General features: G+C 51.7%; 26 protein-coding genes. 24 read left to right on the top strand and 2 right to left on the bottom strand.

The genetic code is table 11. The features are described 5' to 3' along the window. The first annotated feature begins 20 nt into the window (after window positions 1-20). Complete coding sequence (gene secD / locus IFO68_RS16740; protein WP_192016978.1) at window positions 21-1,865, top strand: protein translocase subunit SecD; 1,845 nt, start codon at window positions 21-23, stop codon at window positions 1,863-1,865. 12 nt (window positions 1,866-1,877) lie between these two features. Then, window positions 1,878-2,825: a protein translocase subunit SecF gene (secF, locus tag IFO68_RS16745; protein ID WP_192016979.1), complete on the top strand. Its 948-nt coding sequence runs from the start codon at window positions 1,878-1,880 to the stop codon at window positions 2,823-2,825. 133 nt (window positions 2,826-2,958) lie between these two features. Here secF and suhB read toward each other — a convergent pair whose 3' ends face one another. Next, window positions 2,959-3,759: an inositol-1-monophosphatase gene (gene suhB / locus IFO68_RS16750; protein ID WP_027252966.1), complete on the bottom strand. Its 801-nt coding sequence runs from the start codon at window positions 3,757-3,759 to the stop codon at window positions 2,959-2,961. 200 nt (window positions 3,760-3,959) lie between these two features. Between suhB and trmJ the strand changes: the two genes are divergently transcribed. The 22 genes from trmJ (at window position 3,960) to IFO68_RS16860 (ending at window position 25,512) form a co-directional block, all read left to right on the top strand. Further along, window positions 3,960-4,694 carry a tRNA (cytosine(32)/uridine(32)-2'-O)-methyltransferase TrmJ gene (gene trmJ, locus IFO68_RS16755; protein ID WP_192016980.1) on the top strand — a complete coding sequence of 245 codons (735 nt, stop codon included), beginning with the start codon at window positions 3,960-3,962 and terminating at the stop codon, window positions 4,692-4,694. Window positions 4,695-4,803: 109 nt separating this feature from the next. Further along, complete coding sequence (gene iscR, locus IFO68_RS16760) at window positions 4,804-5,310, top strand: Fe-S cluster assembly transcriptional regulator IscR (RefSeq protein ID WP_027252964.1); 507 nt, start codon at window positions 4,804-4,806, stop codon at window positions 5,308-5,310. Between the two features lie 31 nt (window positions 5,311-5,341). Next, the gene (locus IFO68_RS16765) at window positions 5,342-6,556 is read left to right on the top strand and encodes an IscS subfamily cysteine desulfurase (protein WP_192016981.1); all 1,215 of its coding nucleotides are present in this window, start codon (window positions 5,342-5,344) and stop codon (window positions 6,554-6,556) included. Window positions 6,557-6,588: 32 nt separating this feature from the next. After that, entirely contained in the window at window positions 6,589-6,975 is a 387-nt protein-coding gene (iscU, locus tag IFO68_RS16770) for a Fe-S cluster assembly scaffold IscU (RefSeq protein ID WP_046218868.1), read from the top strand. A 20-nt stretch (window positions 6,976-6,995) separates the two neighbouring features. Beyond that, entirely contained in the window at window positions 6,996-7,319 is a 324-nt protein-coding gene (iscA, locus tag IFO68_RS16775; protein ID WP_027252961.1) for an iron-sulfur cluster assembly protein IscA, read from the top strand. An 81-nt stretch (window positions 7,320-7,400) separates the two neighbouring features. Continuing rightward, the gene (gene hscB / locus IFO68_RS16780; RefSeq protein ID WP_192016982.1) at window positions 7,401-7,916 is read left to right on the top strand and encodes a co-chaperone HscB; all 516 of its coding nucleotides are present in this window, start codon (window positions 7,401-7,403) and stop codon (window positions 7,914-7,916) included. Window positions 7,917-7,955: 39 nt separating this feature from the next. Next, complete coding sequence (hscA, locus tag IFO68_RS16785; protein ID WP_192016983.1) at window positions 7,956-9,809, top strand: Fe-S protein assembly chaperone HscA; 1,854 nt, start codon at window positions 7,956-7,958, stop codon at window positions 9,807-9,809. Window positions 9,810-9,811: 2 nt separating this feature from the next. Then, a complete protein-coding gene (gene fdx / locus IFO68_RS16790; protein WP_192016984.1) occupies window positions 9,812-10,150 on the top strand; it encodes an ISC system 2Fe-2S type ferredoxin in 339 nt (112 codons plus the stop codon). Between the two features lie 78 nt (window positions 10,151-10,228). After that, window positions 10,229-10,429: a Fe-S cluster assembly protein IscX gene (gene iscX / locus IFO68_RS16795; RefSeq protein WP_027252957.1), complete on the top strand. Its 201-nt coding sequence runs from the start codon at window positions 10,229-10,231 to the stop codon at window positions 10,427-10,429. Between the two features lie 360 nt (window positions 10,430-10,789). Further along, complete coding sequence (gene pepB, locus IFO68_RS16800; RefSeq protein WP_192016985.1) at window positions 10,790-12,076, top strand: aminopeptidase PepB; 1,287 nt, start codon at window positions 10,790-10,792, stop codon at window positions 12,074-12,076. A 72-nt stretch (window positions 12,077-12,148) separates the two neighbouring features. Further along, window positions 12,149-13,426, top strand: a complete 1,278-nt coding sequence (gene pepB, locus IFO68_RS16805; protein WP_192016986.1) for an aminopeptidase PepB — start codon at window positions 12,149-12,151, stop codon at window positions 13,424-13,426. Window positions 13,427-13,485: 59 nt separating this feature from the next. After that, entirely contained in the window at window positions 13,486-13,914 is a 429-nt protein-coding gene (gene ndk, locus IFO68_RS16810; RefSeq protein WP_192016987.1) for a nucleoside-diphosphate kinase, read from the top strand. A gap of 270 nt (window positions 13,915-14,184) precedes the next feature. Then, window positions 14,185-15,306, top strand: a complete 1,122-nt coding sequence (gene rlmN, locus IFO68_RS16815; RefSeq protein ID WP_192016988.1) for a dual-specificity RNA methyltransferase RlmN — start codon at window positions 14,185-14,187, stop codon at window positions 15,304-15,306. Between the two features lie 45 nt (window positions 15,307-15,351). Further along, window positions 15,352-16,122, top strand: a complete 771-nt coding sequence (gene pilW, locus IFO68_RS16820) for a type IV pilus biogenesis/stability protein PilW (protein WP_192016989.1) — start codon at window positions 15,352-15,354, stop codon at window positions 16,120-16,122. Further along, window positions 16,112-17,104, top strand: coding sequence for a cytoskeleton protein RodZ (rodZ, locus tag IFO68_RS16825; RefSeq protein WP_192016990.1), 993 nt, complete (start codon window positions 16,112-16,114; stop codon window positions 17,102-17,104). Before pilW ends, rodZ begins: the two co-directional genes overlap by 11 nt. Window positions 17,105-17,118: 14 nt before the next feature. Then, on the top strand, window positions 17,119-18,234 hold the full coding sequence (gene ispG, locus IFO68_RS16830) for a flavodoxin-dependent (E)-4-hydroxy-3-methylbut-2-enyl-diphosphate synthase (protein WP_192016991.1): 1,116 nt from the start codon (window positions 17,119-17,121) through the stop codon (window positions 18,232-18,234). 120 nt (window positions 18,235-18,354) lie between these two features. Further along, window positions 18,355-19,623: a histidine--tRNA ligase gene (hisS, locus tag IFO68_RS16835; RefSeq protein ID WP_192016992.1), complete on the top strand. Its 1,269-nt coding sequence runs from the start codon at window positions 18,355-18,357 to the stop codon at window positions 19,621-19,623. 13 nt (window positions 19,624-19,636) lie between these two features. Continuing rightward, on the top strand, window positions 19,637-20,248 hold the full coding sequence (locus tag IFO68_RS16840) for a YfgM family protein (RefSeq protein WP_192016993.1): 612 nt from the start codon (window positions 19,637-19,639) through the stop codon (window positions 20,246-20,248). Window positions 20,249-20,260: 12 nt separating this feature from the next. Then, complete coding sequence (bamB, locus tag IFO68_RS16845; protein ID WP_192016994.1) at window positions 20,261-21,418, top strand: outer membrane protein assembly factor BamB; 1,158 nt, start codon at window positions 20,261-20,263, stop codon at window positions 21,416-21,418. 152 nt (window positions 21,419-21,570) lie between these two features. After that, window positions 21,571-23,079 (top strand): ribosome biogenesis GTPase Der, encoded by a 1,509-nt coding sequence (gene der / locus IFO68_RS16850; protein WP_192016995.1) that lies wholly within the window; start codon window positions 21,571-21,573, stop codon window positions 23,077-23,079. Window positions 23,080-23,507: 428 nt separating this feature from the next. Beyond that, window positions 23,508-23,747 carry a zinc ribbon domain-containing protein gene (locus IFO68_RS16855; protein ID WP_192016996.1) on the top strand — a complete coding sequence of 80 codons (240 nt, stop codon included), beginning with the start codon at window positions 23,508-23,510 and terminating at the stop codon, window positions 23,745-23,747. Between the two features lie 151 nt (window positions 23,748-23,898). Beyond that, window positions 23,899-25,512, top strand: a complete 1,614-nt coding sequence (locus tag IFO68_RS16860) for an ABC transporter ATP-binding protein (RefSeq protein ID WP_192016997.1) — start codon at window positions 23,899-23,901, stop codon at window positions 25,510-25,512. 17 nt (window positions 25,513-25,529) lie between these two features. Here the strand turns inward: IFO68_RS16860 and xseA are convergent, their stop codons facing one another. Beyond that, window positions 25,530-26,879, bottom strand: a complete 1,350-nt coding sequence (xseA, locus tag IFO68_RS16865) for an exodeoxyribonuclease VII large subunit (RefSeq protein WP_192016998.1) — start codon at window positions 26,877-26,879, stop codon at window positions 25,530-25,532. Between the last annotated feature and the right edge of the window lie 63 nt (window positions 26,880-26,942).

Here is a 26,942-nt window from a genome sequence, read left to right on the forward strand (position 1 = left end):
GGCTTTGAAGGATCTTCTCAGTGTTAAACCGGTATCCCTTGTGGAAGAACCTGATGGTGGTGTTCGCACTGCTCATCGGTTTGCTCTATGCACTTCCCAATGTGTTCGGTGAAGATCCAGCGATTCAAATCTCCGGGGCGCGTGGCGCCTCGGTAGAAATGGCCACGCTGGATAAAGTTACCGAGCAGCTTAATCAAGATAAACTCTCCTACAAATCTGTCGCATTCGAAAACGGGGCTATTCTGGTCCGCTTCAAAGACACTGAGACACAAATCAGTGCCCGCGATTTAATGAATCAATTTCTTGGCGATAACTATGTTGTTGCTCTGAACCTGGCACCTTCTACTCCTGCCTGGCTGGAAAGCCTGGGCGCCACCCCAATGAAACTCGGCCTGGACCTGCGCGGCGGTGTGCACTTTCTGATGGAAGTGGATATGGATGCTGCGATGGATAAACTGCTGGGCCAGCAAGAAGATACTTTCCGTACTGAGCTGCGTGAAGCCCGTATCCGTTACCGTGCGATTTCAGTGAAAGGCGACGGGGTGGAAATCCGGCTTCGTAACGACGAGCAAGTACAAGAAGCCAAGCGTACACTGTCGGCTTCGCACCCGGACATGCTGTTCGTTGAAGGCAGTGGTTTTGCACTCACCGCCAGCTTCACTGAAGCGCGGATGCAGGAAATTCGGAACTATGCCGTTGCTCAGAATATTACTATTCTGCGTAACCGGGTTAACGAACTGGGTGTAGCAGAGCCACTGGTTCAGCGTCAGGGCGCTAACCGCATTGTTGTGGAACTGCCGGGCGTACAGGATACGGCACGTGCCAAAGAAATTCTGGGTGCAACCGCAACCCTGGAATTCCGTGAAGTGGACACCAATGTGGATCTGGCTGCCGCCGCTGCAGGACGTGTACCACCGGGCAGCGAGGTGAAAACCTCCCGTGACGGTAATCCTGTGGTGCTGAAAAAGCGGGTGATCCTCGAAGGTTCACACATTACCGATTCCACATCCAGCAATGACGAGTATGGTCGCCCGCAGGTGAACATCAAGCTGGACAGTGAAGGCGGCAATAAAATGACAGCTTTCTCCCGTAATAACGTGGGTAAGCTGATGGCAACGCTGTTCATTGAATATAAAGACAGCGGCAAGCGTTCCCCGGCTGGCAAAGTGATTCTGGAAAAACACGAAGAAGTGATTAACCAGGCAACTATTCAGACCGCGCTGGGACGTGATTTCCGTATTACCGGGATTGACAGCCAGGCTGAAGCGCACAATTTGGCACTGCTGTTGCGTGCTGGTGCACTGATCGCGCCAATTTCAATTGTGGAAGAGCGCACTATCGGTCCTTCTATGGGTCAGCAGAACATCGACATGGGGATCCAGGCCTGTATCTGGGGTATGGTCGCCGTGATGTTGTTCACTTTGCTGTACTACCGCAAGTTCGGTCTGATTGCCAACCTGGCCCTGACGATGAACCTGGTATTGATCATTGGTGTGATGTCCATGATTCCGGGCGCCACTATGACCTTGCCGGGTATTGCCGGTATTGTACTGACAGTAGGTATGGCGGTGGATGCCAACGTGCTGATCTTCGAGCGGATTCGTGAAGAGCTGCGTGATGGTCGCAGCCCGCAGCAGGCGATTCAGCAAGGTTACGCCAATGCTTTCAGCACTATCGCTGATGCCAACATCACCACGCTGATCACCGCTATTATTTTGTTTGCGGTAGGTACGGGGGCGATTAAAGGCTTCGCGGTGACGCTGTCTATCGGTATTCTGACTTCTATGTTTACGGCTATCGTGGGCACCCGTATGTTGGTGAACCTGCTGTATGGCGGTAAGCGCATCGATAAACTGTCGATCTAAGGAGACGCTGACATGTTTCAATTAATGAAAGCGGATAAAGTGATCGACTTTATGCGTTGGTCGAAGCTGGCCTTTGTTTTGTCTGCAGTGATGATCATTGCTTCCATTTCTATTGTTGTCACTAAAGGCATGAACTGGGGGCTGGATTTCACAGGCGGTACCCTGATTGAAGTGGGTTTTGAACAGCCTGCGGATTTGGGCCAGATTCGTGATTCACTCGAAGCGTCCGGCTTTGGCGATGCTATTGTTCAGAATTTCGGAACGGCCCGTGATGTCATGGTGCGTCTCCAGCCGCGTGAAGGCGTGGCAGGTGAAACTCTGGGCAATCAAATCCTGGATGCACTCCGTGAAGGCACGCACCAGAGTGTCGAAATGCGCCGGATTGAGTTTGTCGGCCCGAACGTCGGTGATGAGCTGGCGGAAGCGGGCGGTTTGGCTATTCTGGTCTCATTGATCTGTATTCTGCTGTATGTATCCATGCGTTTTGAGTGGCGTCTGGCCGCCGGTGCTGTGCTGTCGCTGACTCACGATGTCATCATTACTATTGGTATTTTTTCACTGCTGCAAATTGAGGTCGACCTGACGATTGTCGCCGCGCTGCTGACGGTTGTCGGTTATTCACTCAATGACACCATAGTGGTGTTTGACCGTATCCGTGAGAATTTCCGCAAGATGCGTAAAGGTGGCCCGGCAGAGGTGATGAATAACTCTGTTACTCAAACCCTGAGCCGTACCCTGATCACTTCAGGGACCACCTTGTTCGTGGTGATCGCCCTGTTTATGAAAGGTGGCACTATGATCCACGGGTTTGCCACAGCACTGCTGATCGGTATTACCGTCGGTACCTATTCTTCTATCTATGTCGCTTCGGCACTGGCGCTGAAACTGGGTATTACCCGTGAGCACCTGATGCCGCCAAAAGTGGAAAAAGAAGGCGAAGAATTCGACGCCATGCCGTAATGGCGATTGGGGCAGGTTAAATTCTGCCCTTAAACGTTGGCGAAGACGTAAAAAAGCCCCGGCAATCTGATTGCCGGGGCTTTTTGTATGGCTGCTGAAAACCACCGTACAGACAGTGGTTTTCAGTGCAGTATTATTTTTTCAGTGCTTCGCTACCGTGTTCACGGATTTTCGCCAGCATAGGCTTCACGACGCGCACATTCCCGGCAACTATGTTGCCAGAGGTCAGGTAATTGGTGTTACCGGTGAAGTCGGTACAGATGGCGCCAGCTTCACGGGCAATCAGCTCACCGGCGGCCATTTCCCAAGGCTTCTGACTCAGCTTGAACACACCGTCTACACGGCCGGCGGCCAGATAGCACAGATCCAAAGCGGTACAACCGGACAAACGCATGTCATCACATTCAACAAACATCGCCTGCTGAATTTTGGCGTAGCTTTCAGAGTGTTGTTTGGCAGTGAAAGGCAGGCTGCTTGCCAGAACCGTACCGGCCAGATTACGTGGCTGAGAGGCACGGATACGCTGGCTGTTCAGCTGTGCGCCAGAACCGCGGGTTGCGGTGAACAGTTCGTTACGGGCAGGATCGTAAACAGCGGCGACTTCAGTACGGCCGCGCATACGCAGGGCAACAGAAATTGCATAATGCGGGATACCGCGCGCGAAGTTATTGGTGCCATCCACTGGGTCGATGATCCATTGGCATTCTTTGTCGCGGCCTTCTTTGGTGCCGGACTCTGCACCGACGATGCAGTGATCAGGATAAGACTTCAGAATAGTATCGATGATGATAGCTTCTGCTTCGTGATCGATATTGGTGACAACGTCGTTGCCTTTTTTACTTACTTCAATGCCTTGCGGTTTTTCTAAAGACTTAGCGACATGGTCACCGGCTTTACGGACAGCACGGATCGCGATATTTAGCATCGGATGCATAGGATCTTCCCAACGGATGTTAAAGAACTAAAAAGCGGCGGCGAGTATATCAGAGCCTGAGTAAAAAGGAAGTGGTGATTTTTTATCCAGCATAAGGACGGAATTAACTGCCAGGCTTCGCTTACAATGTTTTCCCCACTTTACAGAAGGCTGTGCTAAAATCCCCCGGTTTTGGAATCAGAGTTGGAAAACAGGCCGTCATGTTAGATCAAATCCGCGTGGTGCTGGTGGGCACATCACATTCAGGCAACATAGGCTCAGCGGCACGAGCGATGAAAGTGATGGGGTTGAGCCAGCTTGTTCTGGTCGAGCCCGCTTGTGAAATTGATGGCCAGGCTATCGCGCTGGCTGCCGGCGCGGCAGATATTGTCGAAAATGCCCGTATTGTTAACAGCCTGGATGAAGCCATTGCCGATTGCGGCCTGGTGATCGGTTCAAGCGCCCGTTCCCGCAGTCTGGAATGGCCGCAACTCAATCCCCGAGAATGTGGCATTAAAGCCATTCAGGAAGCGCCGGCTCACCCGGTTGCCTTGCTGTTTGGTCGTGAACGTACTGGTTTGACCAACGAAGAGCTGCAAAAGTGCCACTGCCACGTGTATATTCCCGCTAACCCGGAATACAGTTCGCTGAATCTGGCGATGGCTGTGCAGACGATCAGTTATGAAGTGCGCATGGCCTGTCTGGATAAGGAATCCCAAGCGTTTCCTGCCGATGACAGTTTGCCTGAATACCCGCGCACCATGGAACTGGAAAAGTTCTTTGACCATTTGTACGACGTCATGGAGCAGACACAGTTCATCAGCAGCCGTTCCGGCATGGTGATGGCAAAATTACGGCGCCTGTTTGTGCGCGCCAGACCCGAAGAGCAGGAGCTGAATATCCTGCGCGGTGTGCTGTCATCGGTACAAAAATCCCTCGCCGGACAGAAAAAGTAGTTGTTTAATGTACAGATAATGCCTGACTAAATTAGTCGGGTATATACTTGACCATTTTAGTCGGGTATGCGACACTGCTGCCATAGATTCGAGTAGGTAGCGGTGTGTTATGAGATTGACATCAAAAGGACGGTATGCAGTCACGGCCATGTTGGACGTTGCGCTGCATTCTCAGGAAGGTCCAGTACCTCTGGCTGATATTTCAGAGCGTCAGGGGATTTCACTGTCTTATTTGGAGCAATTGTTTGCTCGCTTGCGTAAAGCCGGCCTGGTGGCCAGCGTGCGTGGTCCGGGCGGTGGTTACCGACTGGGCGAAGAGGCGCATCAAATTGCTGTTGGCACTGTAATTGCGGCCGTCGACGAATCAGTTGATGCCATGAAGTGCCACGGTAAAGGGGATTGTCAGGGTGGTGTACGCTGTCTGACTCATACCCTGTGGCATGACCTCAGCGCGCGCATCAGTGACTTTCTGAACAATATTACGCTCGGTGAACTGATGCAGGACAACGACGTACTGACGGTGTCAGACCGCCAGGATCAGCGCCTTCAGAAGTCGTCTTTTGGACATAAGAATACACACGACAGCGCCACTATAGGTGTCGATGTTCGCTCCTAGCGCCCAGCGGCCCGTGTTTTTGGAGATGAAGATGAAATTGCCAATATACTTAGATTATTCCGCTACTTGCCCTGTAGACCCACGCGTTGCCGAGAAAATGGTGCAATGCATGACAATGGACGGTAACTTCGGTAACCCGGCTTCCCGTTCCCACCGTTTTGGCTGGCAGGCTGAAGAAGCGGTTGATAATGCCCGTGAGCAAGTGGCAGACCTGCTGAATGCGGACCCACGTGAGATCGTGTTCACCTCAGGTGCAACAGAATCTGATAACTTGGCGATCAAAGGTATTGCGCACTTCTACGGCAAAAAAGGTAAGCACATCATTACCTGCAAAACAGAACATAAAGCGGTTCTGGATCCTTGCCGTCAGCTGGAGCGTGAAGGTTACGAGGTGACTTACCTGGAGCCTGAGTCAAACGGTCTGATCGATTTGGCTAAGCTGAGTGACGCCATCCGCGAAGACACCATTCTTGTTTCCATTATGCATGTGAACAACGAAATCGGTGTGATTCAGGACATTACCGCGATTGGTGAAATCTGCCGCGAACGTGGCGTGTTTTTCCATGTTGATGCCGCTCAGTCTGCTGGTAAGTTGCCGATTGATGTACAGGAAATGAAAGTTGATCTGATTTCCCTGTCTGCGCACAAAGTTTACGGTCCTAAAGGTATCGGTGCACTGTATGTGCGTCGTAAACCACGTATTCGCCTGGAAGCACAAATGCACGGTGGCGGTCATGAGCGTGGTATGCGTTCCGGCACCCTGGCTACCCATCAAATCGTTGGTATGGGCGAAGCCTTCCGTATCGCGAAAGAAGATATGGACCTGGACCGTCAGCATGCTCTGGCTCTGCGTAACCGCTTGCTGGACGGCGTAAAAGACATTGAAGCGATGACAATCAACGGTGATCTAGAGCAGCGTGTTCCTAACAATCTGAACATCAGCTTTGCGTTTGTTGAAGGTGAGTCACTGCTGATGGCGCTGAAAGATCTGGCGGTCTCGTCCGGTTCTGCCTGTACATCAGCCAGTTTGGAGCCTTCGTACGTATTGCGTGCTTTGGGCCTGAATGATGAATTGGCTCACAGTTCAATTCGCTTCTCTTTTGGTCGATTCACGACAGAAGAAGAAGTAGACTACGCAATTTCGCAGATCCGTACCGCAGTAGATAAACTGCGTGAGATGTCACCGCTTTGGGATATGTACAAAGAGGGAATCGACCTGAACACAGTTGAGTGGGCACACCACTAAGTTGCGGTCTTCACGAATTCGAGGAAATTACCATGGCCTATAGTGACAAAGTAATTGATCATTACGAGAACCCGCGGAACGTGGGCTCATTTGATAAAGATGATAAAAATATCGGTAGCGGTATGGTTGGCGCGCCAGCATGTGGCGACGTCATGAAACTGCAAATCAAAGTGTCTGATGAAGGCATTATTGAAGATGCACGTTTTAAAACCTACGGCTGCGGTTCTGCTATCGCATCCAGCTCACTTATCACTGAGTGGGTGAAAGGCAAGACCTTAGACGAAGCCGCATCGATCAAAAACTCAGCGATTGCTGAAGAACTTGAGCTGCCGCCAGTGAAGGTTCACTGCTCAATTCTGGCTGAAGACGCCATTAAAGCCGCTGTTAGCGATTACAAAAAGAAACATCAAAGTAATTAATGAAATAAGGGTTGTTGTTCATGGCCATTACCATCACTGAAACTGCAGCGAGCCGTGTTGCGGCTTTCCTGGAAAATCGGGGCAAAGGTTTAGGCCTGCGCTTGGGTGTCCGAACATCAGGATGCTCTGGTATGGCCTATGTCCTTGAGTTCGTTGATGATATCGACGAGGGCGATGAGGTCTTTGAGCAATTCGGCGTCAAAGTGATCGTCGATGCCAAGAGCCTGGTTTACCTGGAAGGGACAGAGCTGGATTTCGTCAAAGAAGGACTGAATGAAGGTTTCCAATTTAACAACCCTAACGTGTCTAGCGAATGTGGTTGTGGTGAAAGCTTCAACGTTTAATACTCGCTGACGGCGAGACATTGCCTGGGCGCGAGCATTCTGTTTCGCGCCTCTTGCTTGTAAACCGATATCAGACGCCATATGAATCATTTCGAACTATTTGGCCTGCCTTTCCAGTTTGAACTGGACGGTAGCCTTCTTGCCACACGTTTCCGTGACCTGCAGCGACGTTTTCATCCGGATAACTTTGCTACAGCTTCTGAGCGCGATCGACTGATGGCCGTTCAAAAAGCTGCTCACATCAATGACGCATTCCAGACCCTGAAAAACCCGGTGACTCGTGCTGAGTATATGCTGGCGGAAAACGGCGTTGATATTCGCGCCGAACAGCAGACCTTGCAGGATCCTGAATTTCTGATGCAGCAAATGGAACTGCGTGAGGCCTTGGAAGAGATCCCTTCCGCTGAGGATCCTGAGTCCGCTCTGTTTGATTTTGAACAGCAGGCAGTCAGTTTGCAGAAAGCCCAACTCAGTGAGTTGAAACAATTGCTGGAAGCTAGCGAGTGGGAACCAGCAGCAGACGCAGTACGTAAACTCAAATTCATCGAAAAGCTGCGAGTCGAGGTCGAACGTCTGGAAGAGACGCTGTTCGACTGATTTTATTTACTTATCAGCTTAAAGCCCACAGGAAGGACAATGGCACTGTTACAGATTGCTGAACCTGGTCAAAGCGCTGCACCGCACGAACATAAACTGGCGGTAGGTATTGACTTGGGAACGACCAACTCTCTCGTTGCTGCTGTGCGTAGTGGCGTGGCCGAGACCCTGCCCGACGAGAAAGGCAAGTCAATTCTACCTTCTGTTGTTCATTATAATGAGCAAAGCATTCTCGTTGGCGACGAAGCCAGAAAACTGGCCCAGCAGGATCCTGCGAATACCATTATTTCCGTTAAACGCATGATGGGACGCTCGCTGACCGATATTCAGCAACGTTACCCTAATTTGCCTTATCAGTTTGAGGCATCAGAGTCAGGTTTACCGCAATTGCTGACTCGCCGCGGTAAGGTCAATCCAGTTCAGGTCTCTGCGGATATTCTGAAAACCCTGACTGAGCGTGCGAAGGCGACCTTGGGCGGTGAGCTGGAAGGTGTCGTGATTACGGTTCCTGCCTACTTTGACGATGCTCAGCGTGCAGGTACCAAAGATGCGGCGTCATTGGCCAACCTCAAAGTATTACGTTTGCTGAACGAACCCACCGCCGCAGCCATTGCCTACGGTCTGGATTCTGGTCAGGAAGGTGTGATTGCCGTTTATGACCTTGGTGGCGGTACCTTTGATATCTCGATTTTACGTTTGTCTAAAGGCGTATTTGAAGTTCTGGCAACCGGTGGTGATACAGCACTGGGTGGTGATGATTTCGATCATCTGCTGGCGGAGTGGATTCTGGCACAAAGTGGTCACAGTGACGTCCTGACAGCGTCCGAGCGCCGTGCACTGCAGGATGTGGCCACAGACGCCAAAGTGGCTCTGACCGACAGCGACAGTGCTGAGATTGACGTGCTGGGCTGGCAGGGGCAGATTACCCGAGCTCAGTTTGAAACCCTGATTCAGCCGCTGGTGAAAAAGACGCTGATGTCTTGCCGCCGGGCGGTGAAAGATGCGGGTATCGAACTTGATGAAGTGATTGAAACCGTGATGGTCGGCGGCTCAACACGCGTGCCACTGGTGCGTGAGATGGTGGGCGGATTCTTTGGCAAAACACCGCTGACATCGATTGACCCAGATAAAGTGGTCGCTATCGGTGCGGCAATTCAGGCCGATATTCTGGCCGGCAACAAACCCGATTCTGAGATGTTGCTGCTGGATGTGATTCCCTTGTCACTGGGTATTGAAACCATGGGCGGCATGATCGAAAAGATCATTCCCCGTAACACTACTATCCCGGTTGCCCGCGCGCAGGAATTCACCACCTTCAAAGACGGCCAGACGGCGATGTCTGTACATGTGGTACAAGGTGAGCGTGAAATGGTCGCAGACTGTCGTTCACTGGCCCGCTTTACCCTGCGTGGTATCCCTGCGATGGCCGCGGGCGCGGCACATGTGCGCGTCACCTACCAGGTAGATGCGGATGGGTTGCTGTCGGTCACCGCGATGGAAAAAAGCTCTGGTGTACAATCGTCCATTCAGGTCAAACCGTCTTACGGTTTGACGGATGACGAGATTGCCAACATGATTCGCGATTCGATGACACATGCTCGTGAAGATAAAGATGCCCGTGCACTGGCTGAGCAGCGCGTAGAGGCGGATCGGGTACTGGAAGGGCTGATTGCTGCCTTGGCTGCCGATGGCGAGACTCTGCTGTCGAAACAAGAGCGTGAAGCACTGGAAACCGCCATGATGGAGCTGGTTCAATTGCGTCAGGGTGAAGACCCGCGTGCGATTGAAGCCGGTATTAAGAAAACTGATAAAGCAAGCCAGGAATTTGCCGCACGCCGTATGGATAAATCCATTCGGGAGGCACTGGCCGGTCAATCGATTGATGAGGTTTAGGCATGCCTAAAATTGTTGTACTACCCCATGAAGAACTTTGCCCAGAAGGCGCTGTGCTGGATGCATCTAGTGGCGAAACTGTGCTGGATGTGGCACTGCGAAACGGCATTGGTATTGAGCATGCCTGTGAAAAGTCCTGTGCTTGCACAACCTGTCACGTCATTATCCGTGAAGGGTTTGATTCACTGAACGAAAGTGAAGAACTGGAAGATGACATGCTGGATAAGGCATGGGGCCTGGAACCTGAGTCTCGTCTGGGCTGTCAGGCCCGAGTGTCTGATGAAGATCTGGTGGTTGAAATTCCTCGCTACACCATCAATCTGGCCAGCGAAAACCATTAATCAGCAAGCCCGTCCCCCTTTGGTGACGGGCTTGCTACACTTTTAATACTTTCTGTTTGCAACGGGGGCAGGTGAATCATGGGACTGAAGTGGATTGATTCCAGAGACATTGCCATTGCCTTGCTGGAAGAGCATCCGGACGTTGACCCGCAAAGCATTCATTTTGTCGAGTTACGGGATTGGATTCTGGCGCTGGACGAGTTTGATGATGACCCAAACCACTGCGGGGAAAAAGTATTGGAAGCGGTGCAATTGTGCTGGATGGAAGAAAAGGACTGAGTGGATATTCGTTAATAGTCGATCATTCTCTTAATCTTGTGGCAAATGCCTTGTTTATTTGTCTATTTGACGGCAAGGTAAACCAATCGCTTTGATATGTGAGTGACAGCCAGCAAATTGCCTGCACTGACAAAACTAAATGGCGGACCAAAAGGTCCGCTTTGTTGTATTTTCGCATTGCTTAACTTGAAATTACGCATTCATGCACCATAAACACAGTAAATTCAGTGTGACTGGATGCGGGCTATGGCCTATCAGGCACAGACAGCCGAAGGACAGAATCCGGCTTTCTGGAAGTCTTAAGCATGCCGCCTGTACGAGCTGTGAGTGCTCGTTGGGCATATACTCAAGGAGTTTTACATGTCTTCTACTATGTCAGTATTTCTGACTCAGGACGCTGCTGCTGAGCAGTGGGGTGAGAATGCACTGGTTTCTTATACCGCTAACGGTGTTCAGATTCATGTGACCAACGACGATGTGCTGAATCTGATTCAGCGTGCCGGCCGGACTCTGGACGGTCAGGGTATCAAGCAAGTCACTCTGAGTGGCGAAGAGTGGGATCTGGAAACCATCTGGTCTTTCATTCAGGGACACCGTAATGCCAAGCCGGGCAACAGTGTCAGCTGGCCTGAGCTGGATGATGAAGATGAAGCGGAACTGCAGGCGCGTCTGACCGCCACCAACTGGGTTCGCGATATTATCAACCAGAGTGCAGAAGTGGTGAATCCTTCGCATCTGGCGAACCGTGCCGGTGAATTTATCAAATCACTGGCCCCTGATCATGTCAGTTACAAAGTGATTAAAGGCAACGATCTTCTGGATGAAGGCTGGATCGGTATTCATACTGTTGGCCGTGGCTCAGAACGCTCGGCTGCGATGCTCATTCTTGATTACAACCCAAGCGGTGACGCCGAAGCACCTGTTGCTGCGTGCCTGGTCGGTAAAGGCATTACTTTCGATTCCGGCGGCTACAGCATGAAGCCTTCTGAAGGGATGGCGGCGATGAAAGCCGACATGGGTGGCTCAGCAATGGCCACCGGTGGTCTGGCGTTGGCGATTGCCCGCGGTGTGCAAAAGCGCATTAAGCTGATCTTGTGCTGTGCGGAAAACATGGTATCGGGTCGTGCCTTTAAACTGGGCGATATCATCACGTACAAAAATGGCAAGACGGTTGAAATCCTCAACACAGACGCAGAAGGCCGCCTGGTACTGGCGGATGGCCTGATTTATGCCAGTGCCCAAAAGCCGGGCCTGATCATTGACTGTGCGACCCTGACCGGCGCGGCGAAGAATGCCCTGGGTAATGACTACCATGCCTTGTTCAGTTTTGACCACAGCATGGCGCAGAAAGCACTGATTGCCGCCAGTGAAGAGCACGAAGGTTTGTGGCCTTTGCCTCTGGGCGAACATCACCGTCGTATGATGCCATCCAGCTTTGCTGATCTGGCCAACATTTCAACCGGCGATTTCATGCCGGGTGCAAGTACAGCGGCGGCTTTCCTGTCTTACTTTGTCGAAGACTATAAGCATGGCTGGCTGCACTTAGACTGCAGCGGTACCTACCGTAAATCGGCCAGTGATAAATGGGGCGTGGGCGCAACGGGTATGGGTGTACGCACACTGGCGAACATTCTGGCCCAGGATTAATTTCATTCTCCGGTCTATTTTTACGCACAACAGTTCACGCTGTTGTGCGTTTTCAACTTAGGGAACACAGATATGCTTACCGTACTACTTTCCGCAGAACCGAGTCAGGGTGCCTGGGGCGATAAAGCGTTGGTCTCTTACCAGCAGGACAGCGTGCTCATTCACTATCAGGATGATTTTGTACTGCGCCGCATTCAGCAGGCTGCTCGTCAGCTTTCTTCTCAGGGGGCGACTCAGGTCAGCCTGAGCGGCGAGGGCTGGAGCTACGAGCGCCAGTGGGCGTTTTATTGTGGCTTTGCCGCAACACGCAAATCGGTGGACGTGCAATGGGCTTCCCAGGATGACGACGAGCTGGAGTTGCTGAACGCACGCCGTCGCAGTGCAGACTGGGTACGTCAGGTTGTTAATGCGACGCCGGAAGACATGTACCCGGAAAAACTGGCGCAGGATGCGGTAACTTTCCTGAAAAGCGTGGCCGGCGACAATATCACCCACGAGGTACTGGTTGGCGACGAACTACTGACCGAAGGCTGGATTGGTACGCACAGTGTTGGCCGTGCAAGCAGTCGTCCGCCTGTGATGCTGACGCTGGACTTTAACCCTACTGGGGATGCGGATGCACCTGTGCATGCCTGTCTGGTCGGTAAAGGAATTACGTTCGACTCCGGTGGTTACAGCATCAAGTCCAGTGCCGGTATGGTGGCGATGAAATGCGACATGGGCGGTGCGGCAACAGTGACAGCTGCTCTGGCCTATGCCATTGAACAAGGCCTGAAAAAGCGCGTTAAACTGATTTTGTGCTGTGCCGAAAACATGGTCGCCGGTAATGCCTACAAGCTGGGCGATATTCTGACCTATAAGAATGGTCTGACGGTGGAAGTGGTCAATACCGATGCTGAAGGGCGTCTGGTACTGGCAGACGGCCTGATCAAAGCCGGTGAAATGAAGGCACCGCTGATCATAGATGCCGCAACGCTGACCGGTGCGGCTATGATGGCTGTGGGTCAGGATTATAACGCTATCTTCTCCATGCAGCCTGAGCTGCTGCGCAAAGCGCAGCAATTGTCTGAGCTGGTTAATGAGCCCGCGTGGCCGTTACCGCTGCAAAAATGGCACCAGAATAATTGTCCGTCTGATTACGCAGACACCGCCAACAGCCGTGCTGTGAAAGGTGGTGGTATGGGCGGTGCTTCGAATGCTGCTGCTTTTTTGTCCCGTTTTGTCAGCGATGACAGCCGCTGGGTTCATTTCGATCTGGCTTCTTGCTTCCGTGACGGTGCTGATGCACGCTGGGCAGCGGGCGCGACGGGGCTTGGGGTGGCAAATATTGCCGCGTTGCTGTTACAGTAAGCGCTATGGGACAGGGAAACCTGCCTGCCAGAAGTGAACTGAGTATAAGGAATATAATAATGACAATTGAACGTACCTTCTCAATTGTAAAACCGGATGCAGTAGGCCGTAATCAGATCGGTGCAATTTATCATCGTTTAGAAAGCGCTGGTCTGACGATTGTTGCGGCGAAAATGCTGCGTTTAACTGAACAGCAGGCACAGGGGTTTTACGCTGAGCACGAAGGCAAGCCGTTTTACGCGCCGTTAATTGAATTCATGACGTCTGGCCCTGTGATGGTACAGGTACTGGAAGGCAACAATGCGATTACGCGCTACCGTGAGCTGATGGGTAAAACCAACCCGGAAGAAGCTGCGTGCGGTACACTGCGTGCCGATTACGCAGAAAGTACTCGCCTGAATGCCGTACACGGTTCTGACAGCCCAGAGTCTGCAGCCCGTGAAATTGCGTATTTCTTTTCCGAGGATGAAATTTGTCCTCGTGACTGATTCATGATCTGAAAGCCGGATACAACGGGAAGCCAAGGCTTCCCGTTTTTTTATCTTTTTTATCTATTAAGGTTTGATGGAGGCGCTGGCTGGCGTCAGCTAAGCTGTAATCAGCTGCTTAGCTGACATTAGCAGCAAAAGTGGAAACACGCCGATAAAGTCTGTACAATTTCGCGCCTTGAATCTTCCCGCTATTTGGGGCCACCCTGGGTCAGCGTTCCCTGACATACCGGGTGCAGGATCTGTCATTTTTTAGTGAGGCGACAACCGATGACGAATGCCAAAATCAATCTGCTGGATTTCGATCGCGAAGGACTGCGGCAGTATTTTGCCGAAGAGCTGGGCGAAAAAGCCTTCCGCGCGGATCAGATCATGAAGTGGATGTATCATTTCGGTTGCGATGACTTTGATCAAATGACCAACATCAATAAGAAGCTGCGCGAGAAACTGAAAGCCGTGGCTGAGATTCGTGCCCCTTATGTATCTGAAGCGCAACACTCGGCCGACGGCACTATCAAGTGGGCCATGCGTGTCGGCGATCAGGATGTTGAAACTGTGTACATTCCCGATGATGACCGTGCCACCCTGTGTGTGTCTTCTCAGGTGGGCTGTGCGCTGGACTGTAAATTCTGCTCTACTGCACAGCAAGGGTTTAACCGTAACCTGAAAGTGTCAGAAATTATCGGTCAGGTATGGCGCGCTGCCAAAGAGATCGGTGTTGAGAAAGAAACGGGCCGCCGTCCTATCACCAACGTGGTCATGATGGGCATGGGTGAGCCATTGCTGAACATGAAAAACCTGATTCCGTCACTGAAAATCATGCTCGATGACCTGGGTTTTGGTCTGTCGAAGCGCCGTGTCACTGTGTCAACGTCAGGCGTCGTGTCTGGTCTTGAGCAGATGATAGGTAAGATAGATGTGGCACTGGCTATTTCTCTGCACGCCGGTAATGACCAGTTGCGCTCCGAAATCATGCCGATTAACGACAGGTACAATATCGAGACTTTCCTGGATGTGGTACGTCGCTATATCGCATCCTCGAATGCCAACCGCGGCAAAGTCACGGTGGAATACATACTGCTGGATCATGTGAACGATGGCATGGAACACGCGCGGGAACTGGCGCATACGCTGAAAGACACCCCGGCGAAAATTAACCTGATCCCTTTCAATCCGTATCCGGGTTCACCCTATCGTAAGCCAAGTAATTCACGAATTGACCGCTTCATGAAAACACTGATGGAGTACGACTTTACTGTGACTGTGCGTAAAACACGTGGTGATGATATCGACGCTGCCTGTGGGCAATTGGTTGGTGATGTGATTGACCGCACAAAACGTACTATGGCAAAACAAGCGAAAGGGGAACCAATCCCAGTAAAAGCAGTCTGATAACAATAACATAAAGCTCGGAATGGATGTGAGCAAGGAGTTGTTATGATACGCTGGACCCTGTATCCGATCACAAGCGGCTTTTTTGCCGCTTGTTTGCTAGTGGGCTGTGTAACCGTTGACCCAACAGCGAAGGATCGCAGTGTGGATCCCATTGCGGTGGCGGATGCCAGAGTGACACTCGGACTCAGTTATCTTGAACAAGGTCAGCGGCAGAGAGCACAGCAAAATTTACAGAAAGCCTTAGACGTTGCGCCGGATCACCCCAGAGCACAACTTGCCATGGCACATTATTACCAACAAGTGGGTGAAAACCGTTCAGCTGAAGCGCTCTATGTCCGAGCATTGCAATATTCCCCCAAAAATGGCGATGTGCTTAATAACTATGGTGTATTCTTGTGTAATGAAGCACGGTTTGATGAAGCAGATAGCGCCTTTATGCGTGCTGTTTTACAGCCGGATTATTTTCAGGCTTCAGCGACGTATGAAAATGCGGCTTTGTGCAGCATAAAACATGGTGATGCGACACAAGCTGCAGATTATTTCAGAAAAGCATTGGATCATGAGCCTTACCGTCCGCTGTCTATGTTGCAGCTGGCAAGACTGGAGTTGACTGGTGGTGATTACCAGCTGGCCGATGCCAGGCTGGATGCATTCAGTCTGCGATACGGAGAGACTGCTGATAGTCTTGTTCTTAAAATTCAGTCGTCACGCCAGAGCGGTCGCCTTGATCGGGTGGAAAAATATGCCGAATTGTTGCGACAACAATTTCCTGATTCTCAGCAATATCAGAATTATCTAGCCAATGAATACTGAACAGAACGAAGAACGAGTAACGGAAGACGTCATTCGTCCCGGAGATATGCTACGCCAGGCGCGTGAGCAGCTTGGCTATTCTCAAAAGGATGTAGCGAGCCGACTGCGCTTGCGGATGTCTGTAATCGATGACATTGAAAACAACCGGTTTGATGAAGCTCAGATGGCCACCTTTACCCGTGGTTATGTCCGCTCGTATGCAAAATTTGTCGGTCTTGATGTTAACGAAGTACTGAACAAACTTGAAAGCATTGGTCAGGGGCAGCCGCAAGCCCAGACTATGCAAAGTTTTTCACGTAAAACCAAGCGTGACAAACACGATAACCGTGTCATGGGCCTGACCTGGCTGCTGGGGGCTGTGATCGTCGGTATGACAGCAGCCTGGTGGTGGCAAACTGAGCAAAAAACGGAAACCCCGGTTATTTCTGAGCAAGTATCGCCAGCGAATCCGCCTCTGGATGAATCACTGGCCGGTACGGTCGATGATATGGCGGGAACGCTGAACACAGACGACGTGAGTGCGATTGCGGAAGGGGCAACGCAAGAGAGTCCCGCTGACGACCCATACAGCAATACTGCTGGCGGTGATGATTTACCGCTCAACACCTTCGATGAAGCTGCTAACAATAGCACCAGCGAGATGCCTGCGGGCAGCGTGATTGATGATGAAGGCAATGTGCTTTTTGATGAAGCCAATGACTCACTGATTAGCGTTACAGCCCCGGTTGCGGAAGAAGCGCCGGCACCTGATCTGCAACTGACTTTTAACGGTGATTGCTGGATTGATATCCGTGATGCCAATGGCAAACAACTTGATACAGGTATCAAATCCAGCGGCGATGTTGTCTCTATTGAAGGACAGGCCCCGTTTAAGATAGTGCTCGGTGCGCCGAGTGTTGTTACAATGAGCTTCAAAGGTGAACCAGTTGATCTGAGCGGCTACCCGGCTGGCAGAGTCGCCAGGTTGAAGTTGCCGTTGTAAACAGAGAATGAAAGATGCATAACGAGTCTCCGATTAAACGCCGTCCTTCCACCCGAATTTATGTGGGTAAGGTGCCAATTGGTGATGGTGCACCGATTGCGGTGCAGTCAATGACCAACACCCGTACTACAGATGTGGCAGCGACGGTCGCACAAATCCGCGCACTGGAAAAAGTCGGTGCAGATATTGTCCGCGTTTCAGTGCCCACTATGGATGCGGCTGAAGCTTTTAAAGCGATTAAGCAACAGGTGAATCTGCCCTTGGTGGCTGATATTCATTTTGATTACCGCATTGCGTTGAAAGTGGCGGAGTATGGCGTGGACTGTCTGCGCATTAACCCTGGCAATATCGGTCGTGAAGATCGTATCCGTGCTGTGGTGGACTGTGCTCGCGACAACAATATTCCAATCCGGATCGGTGTAAACGGCGGCTCGCTGGAAAAAGATATTCAGCAGAAATATGGCGAACCAACGCCTGATGCGCTGGTTGAATCGGCGATGCGTCATGTTGAAATTCTGGATCGGCTGAATTTTGATCAATTCAAAGTCAGTGTTAAAGCTTCTGACGTATTTCTGGCTGTGGAGTCGTACCGCAGGCTGGCAAAGCAGATCAAACAACCTTTGCATTTGGGTATCACTGAAGCCGGTGGCGCGCGTGCCGGCGCCGTCAAATCTGCCGTTGGCCTGGGCATGCTGCTGGCTGAGGGAATTGGCGATACGCTGCGTATCTCTTTGGCCGCCGACCCCATCGAAGAAATTAAAGTCGGTTTTGATATCCTGAAATCCCTGCGAATCCGTTCCCGCGGCATTAATTTTATTGCCTGCCCAACCTGTTCACGTCAGGAATTTGATGTGATTGGCACAGTTAACGAGCTGGAACAGCGCCTGGAAGATATCACTATTCCTATGGACGTCTCTGTCATTGGCTGTGTGGTTAACGGGCCGGGCGAAGCAGAAGTGTCCCATATGGGCATTGCCGGCGGTAACCGTAAGAGCGCCTTCTATGAAGACGGTGTGCGCCAGAAAGAGCGTTTTGATAATGACAATGTGATCGATCAGCTGGAAACCAAGATCCGGGCCAAAGCGTCCATGATGGATCAGCGGAACCGGATTGACGTCATCGAAAAGTAAGCCTTTTCTGTCTGACTTACCCCGGAATCCTTCGGGGTAAGGTTCACAACGTCCTGCATAACTTATATATTCAGTTCTATTCATTCGAACTTAATCCCCATCGGTTAATTGAGAATCAACGTGGCGAAACAAATTCAAGCAATTCGAGGCATGAACGATTGCCTCCCAACTCAGTCTCCGCTTTGGCAGAAAGTGGAAAATACCGCGAAACAAGTCGTCAGCGCTTACGGATACAATGAAGTTCGTATGCCGATTGTCGAGATGACGCATTTGTTTAAGCGTGCCATCGGTGAAGTGACCGATGTGGTCGAAAAGGAAATGTATACCTTTGAAGACCGCAACGGTGACAGCCTGACACTGCGCCCTGAAGGGACAGCAGGTTGTGTACGTGCCGGTATCGAAAATGGCCTGCTGTACAATCAGGAACAGCGTTTGTGGTATATGGGCCCCATGTTTCGCCATGAGCGTCCGCAGAAAGGCCGTTATCGCCAGTTCCATCAGTTTGGCGTAGAAGTGTTTGGCATTGAAGGGCCGGATGTTGATGCAGAACTGATCATGATGACGGCACGTTTGTGGCGTGAACTGGGCATTGATAAGCATGTACGCCTGGAGCTGAACTCTATTGGTTCTTCTGAAGCCCGTGCTGCGTATCGCGATGCTTTGATTGCATTCCTTGAGCAGCATCTTGATGTGCTCGATGAAGACAGCAAGCGCCGTATGTACACCAATCCTCTTCGTGTGCTGGATACCAAAAATAAAGATATACAAGCGATTTTGACCGATGCGCCGACCTTGTCTGACTATTTGGATGATGATTCCAAGGCGCATTTTTCAGGTTTGTGTGAACTATTAGACGCTGCTGGCATCGAATACCAGGTAAATGAACGCCTTGTGCGTGGTTTGGATTATTATAACCGCACGGTTTTCGAGTGGATCACCGACAGCCTGGGTGCCCAGGGCACTGTATGTGGTGGTGGCCGCTATGACGGTATGGTTGAACAGCTGGGTGGCAAAGCGACGCAAGGCGTGGGCTTTGCTATGGGCCTGGAGCGTCTGGTACTGATGCTGGAAACCCTGGAGCTGACCGACGTTCGCCGCAGTGTAGATGTCTACGTAGTGACTGCCGGTGAAGGTACACTGATGGCAGGCATGAAGCTGGCTGAAACCCTGCGCGAAGCCGTATCGGGACTGAGAGTGATGAATCACTTTGGTGGCGGTAACTTCAAGAAACAGTTTAAACGCGCAGATAACGTGGGTGCGATTGTTGCTCTGGTTCTGGGGGAGAACGAAATTGCAGAAGGTACTGTAGTCGTTAAGGATCTCCGTGGCGGTGAGCAGCAAACATTGGCTCAGGCAGAGGTTGCCGCTAAGCTGGCAGAATTGATTTAAGAGAGGACAGGACGTGGACGTCAATACCACAGAAGAGCAACAGATTGAATCCATCAAGGCATGGATGAAAGAGAACGGTAAAGCCGTTGTGCTTGGTGCCGTACTTGGCCTGGGCGGCCTGTATGGCTGGCGTTATTATCAGGGAGAAGTGCAGGCTGCTAAGGAACTGGCTTCTGAAGCTTATACTCAGACTGTACAGGCTCTGGACAGTGGCAGCGACGAGGCTGTCAGTCAGGCTCAGACGTTTATCAATGATAACCCAAGCAGTCAGTATGCGGTGCTGGCTGCATTGCAACTGGCCAAAGTGCAGGTGGATAAAGGTGAACTGGACGCTGCAGCAGAGCAGTTAAACTGGGCTATCAGTCATACAGAAGATGTTGCTCTGTTGCCTGTGGCTCACACCCGACTGGCGCGAATTCTGGCGGCTCAGCAGTCTTACGACAATGCACTGGCGGAACTGGACAAAGTGAAAGCGGAAAGCTGGCAGGGTAAAGTGGCTGAACTGCGCGGTGATATTTTGCTGCAGAAAGGGGATAAATCAGGAGCTCGTGATGCTTATATCAGCGCACAGCAACTGGGCGCTTCTCCGGCACTGCAAATTAAACTTGACGATCTGGCCCAGTAAAGGCGACAGAGTATGCGAAAGCTATTGAAGCAAGCTGTAGCGCTCGCTGTCGCTATTGGTGTATTGAGCGGCTGTGCCAGTGAAGAAGAAGCGGTGCAAATGGCACCTCTTCCTGCGGTTGAAAACCAGTTCACGCCTGTTCAGGACTGGACACGCAATATTGATGAAGGCGTACAGCATTATTACTCGCGTCTGTCTCCGGTGACGGGATACGGGAAGTTGTTTGTAGCCAGCCGTGAAGGCAAGGTGGAAGCTTTAGATCCGGCGACGGGTAAGAGCGTGTGGGAGCACGAGATTGCCGGCAGCGACAATGCTAAGTTGTCTGGCGGCCTGACGGTGGCTTACAACAAAGTCTTTATCGGCAGTGAAAATGCTGAAGTTATTGCGCTGGATGCAGAAACCGGTGAGCAAGCCTGGCGTGTTGATATTGATGGCGAAGTGCTGGCTAAACCACTGGCGGATGAAGGCCTGCTGCTGGTGAACACCAGCCGCGGCATTCTACAGGCTTTAGATGCAGAAACCGGTGCGTCTAAATGGCAAATCAGCAGCGAAGTACCATCGTTGACGCTGCGTGGTGACAGCTCGCCTGTGTCTATCTCCGGCGGAGTATTCTGGGGGCAGGCCAACGGTCGGTTGGCGGGTGCTTTCATTCGTAACGGCCAGCTTTTGTGGCAACAGCCTATCGGCCAGCCGCAGGGAGCGACGGAAATTGATCGCCTGGTCGACGTCGATGCTGCACCTGTGATTAACGGTGACCGCCTGTATGCTGCCGGATACAACGGCAATCTGGTATCCATTGATCTGCGTAGTGGCCAACAGGTGTGGAAACGCAACTACTCTTCAGCGACTGACTTTGTGATCGACAGCGGCTTGCTGTTTCTGGTAACGGCAGAGGATCACCTGGTAGCCGTGGATATTCGCAGTGGCACAGAGCTGTGGCAAAATACTGAGCTTGCTCACCGCATTCTCAGTGCTCCGTCTGTGATCAATGGGAAATTAGTGCTGGGTGACAGCCTGGGCTATCTGCACTGGCTGGATACCCATACGGGTGAATTTCTTGCCCAGCAGCAAACCGATGGCAGCGGCATTGCTATCCCGCCGTTAGCGCTGTCAGATGGCTACCTGGTGGTGACCCGAGAAGGCAAATTGAGCAAAATGCATTTGCCTTAGTCACAGGCATATTCTGTGATAAGATTAACGCTTCGGCTCCTGTTTGTATTCACATCAGGGGCCGTTGTTATTCTACCCTTGACGTAGTGATTGTCGTTTGAGACAGACATTACTGTCATTAAGATGATGAAAAAGATAGAGGTAAACTCATTATGATTCCTGTAGTTGCCCTTGTCGGGCGCCCGAATGTGGGTAAATCGACGTTGTTTAACCGTCTTACCCGCACCCGGGATGCGCTGGTCGCTGACTTTCCTGGCCTAACCAGGGATCGTAAGTACGGTCGAGCAGAGCTCGAAGAGAACGAATTCATTGTCATCGACACCGGCGGTATTGATGGTTCCGAGGAAGGTGTCGAGACCAAAATGGCGGAGCAATCGCTAACCGCCATCGAAGAAGCAGATGTTGTACTGTTTCTGGTTGATGGCCGTGCTGGCCTTACCGCATCGGATGAAGCCATTGCCAAGCACCTTCGCAGCCGTCAGAAACCGACATTTTTAGTTGTGAATAAAATTGACGGTATTGATGCCGACAGCGCCTGTGCGGATTTCTGGCAGTTGGGCGTGGATGCTATGTATCAGATCGCCGCAGCCCAGAACCGTGGTGTGACCGCGCTGATGGAGCGTGCACTGGCACCTTTCGTTGAAGAATGGAAAGCACGCCAGGCCGAGGAAGATGACGGCTTTGTCGATATCGAAAGCCTGGATTCCGCCAATGCCATCGAAAAGGCTAACCTGACAGAAGAAGATGCAGAAGCTGCCTATAAGCGACTGCAGGAACAACCTATCAAACTGGCGATTATCGGTCGCCCGAATGTGGGCAAATCGACTCTGACTAACCGGATTCTCGGTGAAGAGCGTGTTGTTGTTTACGACATGCCCGGCACCACGCGTGACTCCATTTACATTCCGATGGAGCGGGACGGTCAGGAGTACGTGCTGATTGATACCGCAGGTGTGCGTCGCCGCAAGAATATGAATGAAGCGGTAGAGAAATTCTCGGTTATCCAGACACTGAAAGCCGTTGAAGATGCCAACGTGGTGCTGCTGATCATTGATGCCCGTGAAAATATTTCGGATCAGGATTTGAGCCTGCTTGGTTTTGCGCTCAATTCCGGCCGTTCGCTGGTTATCGCAGTGAACAAGTGGGATGGATTGGATAACGAAGTCAAAGAGCGGGTGAAATCAGAGCTTGATCGCCGGCTTGGCTTTGTCGATTTTGCTCGCATCCACTTTATCTCTGCCCTGCACGGCACGGGTGTGGGCCATTTGTACGAATCTGTGAAGGAAGCGTACCAGTCGGCGACTAAGCGTATCAGTACCTCCCTGCTGACCCGTATTATGCAAATGGCACAGGATGACCACCAGCCGCCTATGATCCGCGGCCGCCGGGTGAAACTGAAATATGCCCACGCAGGGGGTTATAATCCGCCCATCGTTGTGGTGCATGGGAACCAGGTGAACGACCTGCCGGGTTCCTATAAGCGTTATCTGATGAACTACTTCCGTAAGACACTGGACATGATGGGAACACCGATCCGGATTCACTTCCATAACAGTGATAACCCATTTGGTAATGAGAAACGTCAGAAGCTGACTGTGTCTCAGGAGCGGCAGCGTAAACGCCTGACCAATGCCCTGAAGAACAGGGACCGCAACCAGTAAACACCCAGACCCGGCTGATTGAGCCGGGTTTTTTTTGATCAGAGCAAACCGCCAGAGGATCATGTTACCGGGGGAAAGGGATCGATGAGCGAAGATTATCCTGTTAGCAGACTTGTTTTTGATCGTATCACTATGACGCTAAGCCCCTGTAAATACAGCACTGACAGGCGAGCAAGCGAACTGATTTCGAATTTCCATATATGCTGGATCTTATCTAAATAGAACACTTGGTTAGACTTTTGTGCTGTTTAAAATTCATATACAGAACATGTAACTTATGCTTTCGGGAACTGTATTGATAAATGTTCTTTTTGGAGGTGATCGCTGATCAGCCGGGACTTTGTCGTTGATCAAGCCACTGTTGCCGATCTCTGCTATTGATACACTTAAGCAGATAACACTGATCTGCATACTCAGGAGCGTGCGATATGTCTCAGCCACTTTGTCCGGAATGCCGGCTCAATCTTGTCTGGCAGCATCAAGGCTATTTTTGTCTTCACTGCGAACGCAGGGCGATAAAACATGCCACTTGTCACGATTGCGGACACCCGTTAGAAAGCCTCAATGCTTGTGGTGCCACCAGTTATTTCTGTGCGCACTGCAATGAACTCAAGTCAAAGTCTCAAGCCTTGATCACTTATACTCTGGCAGATAAAACCACGGAGTGACCTGTTACTACCAGTGCGAAAGCCGATCTGTGACGGGTTTTCTCACTTTTTACCGCATGAACCATACTCATTGATAGCCAATTCCACTCCTTTGATTTATTCTCATTTGCTAATAATTATCATTTATTAAGATCAGGAAAAGGATTCCGGTATGGATAAGCAGTGTCCGCTGCTGACGGTAGACAAGCTGTCAGTATCATTCACCATGGAGACAGGCATCGTTGATGCGGTAAAGCAAATCAGCTTTAGTGTGGACAAAGGCCAGACTCTGGCACTGGTGGGGGAGTCGGGTTCAGGTAAATCCGTCACTTCTGGCGCTGTCATGGGGCTGCTGCCGAAAAATGCCTGGGTCGATCCCGACAGCCAGATTCATTTTCAGGGAACCGATTTATTATCGCTGCCGGAAAACGTGTTGCGGGGCTACCGAGGTGGTAAGATAGCAATGATCTTTCAGGAGCCTATGACTTCGCTCAATCCCTATATGCCAATTGGGGAGCAAGTGGCTGAAGCGATTCGCTGCCACCGCGATGTCACGCGAAAAGAGGCGATGGAAGAAACGCTGGTGCTCTTTGAGCGGGTACAGCTTCCTGAGCCGCGCAAGCGACTTCGTCACTATCCTCATGAGTTCTCCGGCGGGCAGCTACAGCGGATCATGATTGCCATGGCGTTGGCGAATAAGCCTGACCTGCTGATTGCGGATGAGCCGACCACAGCGCTGGATGTCACAGTGCAGGCAGAAGTGCTGTCGTTACTTAAAGAGATCCAGGCTGAGATGGGGATGGCAATTCTGTTTATTACCCATGACCTTGGTGTGGTGCGCCATTTTGCCGATGATGTGGTGGTGATGTGTAAAGGCGAAGTGGTTGAGGCCGGTCATGTTGACAAGGTCTTTCATGCGCCAGAGCACCCGTACACCAAAATGCTGCTTGACGCTGAGCCTAAGCCGGGCGAGGTGAGCGATAAGCATCACGCCCCCGTTATCCTGGACGCCCAGGATATCAAAGTCAGCTATGTGCTGAAGTCAAACTGGCTGGGCCAGCCGATCGAACACCTGGATGCGGTGAAGGGCATCAGTCTGACATTACGGCAGGGAGAAACGCTGGGAATTGTTGGTGAATCCGGTTCGGGAAAATCCACTCTCGGCCGCGCTCTGATGCAATTGCTGCCGTTTAGTGGTGCTGTCAGCTTTGATGGCAGGAAACTGGGCGAGATGACGGCCAGAGAGCGTTTTGAACTCAAGCGTCACATGCAGATGGTCTTTCAGGACCCCTATGGTTCACTGTCACCCCGGATGACCATCGGTGAGATCATCACTGAACCTCTGACTGTTTTTACCCAAATGACAAAAAGTGAGCGCATCCAGAAGGCGCGAAAAGCACTGGACGAGGTGCGCATGGATCCCGCCAGTATCAACCGCTATCCGCATGAGTTTTCCGGCGGTCAGCGTCAGCGGATTGCGATTGCCCGCGCCTTGGTCTCTGAGCCTAAGTTTATTCTGCTGGATGAACCGACATCGGCGTTAGACCGCTCGGTACAGCTCACTGTGCTGGAGTTGCTCAAAGACATTCAGCGTCGCCATAACATTGGTTATGTCTTTATCAGCCATGATCTGGCCGTTGTGCGTGCCATTTCAGACCATGTGATGGTGATGCAGCGTGGTGAGGTGGTCGAGCAGGGTACGCCTGAGCAGATTTTTGACCATCCGCAGCAGGCGTATACCCAACGTCTGATCAGCGCCTGTATGTTGGTGGAAGTCGCTGCCTGACAGGATGAGCGATGATACTAGTCGCTGACTATAGAGCGTATATTGCCATCGGCCAGCGTGGTTTGCAGTGTATCACCGGTGTTAACCTGGCTGGCACTGCGGATCACCTGGCCGTTCTCGTCGCGGGTAATCGAATAACCCCGGGCCAGTGTTGCCAGCGGGCTGACGGCATCGAGTTTTTCAGTCGCCAGAGCCAGCTGGTGGCTGGCTTTAACGAGCCTGCGGTCCATGGCATCGAGTAAACGACGCTGGTTGGTGGCCAGCTGAGTACCTAACCTTTCCAGCTGATGGGCCGGTGAATGCAGCATCAGTTTATAGTCACTGCGATGCAGGTGTTGCTGACGGTCTGACACCTGCTTGCGCATCGCCCGTTCCAGACGGCTTCTCAGCTCATCCAGGCGCTGGCTTTGCTGGTTAAGTTGTACTTGCGGATGCTGGCGATCCAGCCTGTGTTGCCAGCGAACGAGCTGGCTTTGCCTGACGGACAGATAGTGCCGCATTGCATGCCGCAGTTGTTGCTGGTGCTGATGGATTTTCTGCATCTGTGCGCTGAGATCGCGGCTGACCAGTTCGGCGGCGGCGGAAGGTGTGGGTGCCCGCATGTCGGCGACAAAGTCTGCGATCGTCACATCCACTTCATGACCGACCGCACTGATAATGGGGATCTGGCTGGCTGCGATGGTGCGGGCCACAATTTCCTCGTTAAAGGCCCATAAATCTTCCAGTGAGCCGCCGCCACGTCCCACAATCAGCACATCACATTCCAGGCGTGTGTTGGCTCGGCCTATGGCCTGCGCAATCGAGATAGCGGCGCCTTCACCCTGTACCATAGTGGGGTAGATAACGACAGGTAAACTGGGATCCCGGCGCTTGAGCACCTGGAGAATATCGTGCAGGGCAGCCCCGGTTTTTGAGGTGATAATGCCCACCCGTTTAGGTTGCTCAGGCAGCGTTTTTTTCAGTGTCTGGGCAAACAATCCTTCTGCTGCCAGCTGCATTTTCAGTTTTTCGAACTGCTGCTGCAGACGGCCATCCCCTTCGGGCTGCATGCTGTCGATAATCAGCTGATAATCACCCCGTGGCTCGTAGAGCGACAGCCGCGCTTTCACTAACACCTGGTTGCCGTTCGCCGGGCGAAAGGTGACACGCTGGTTGTTGCCCCGGAACATGGCGCATTTAACCTGTGCCCGGGCGTCTTTCAGGGTGAAATACCAGTGACCGGACACCGGCGCTGAAAAGTTAGACAATTCACCGACCAGCCAGACAACCCCCATTTCATTCTCAAGCAAAAGGCGAACCTGAGCATTCAGACTGGACACTGTATAGATACGCGAATTCTGGGATGAGGCAGTACTGTAAAGACTCACGACAAGGAAACCTGTGGTTGCAGGAAATTAGTTCTGAAGAGGATGGTGCACGATTTTGATAGC

The sequence above is a fragment of the Photobacterium arenosum genome, from assembly GCF_014841115.1.
In the GTDB taxonomy this organism is placed as follows: Bacteria; Pseudomonadota; Gammaproteobacteria; order Enterobacterales; family Vibrionaceae; genus Photobacterium; species Photobacterium arenosum.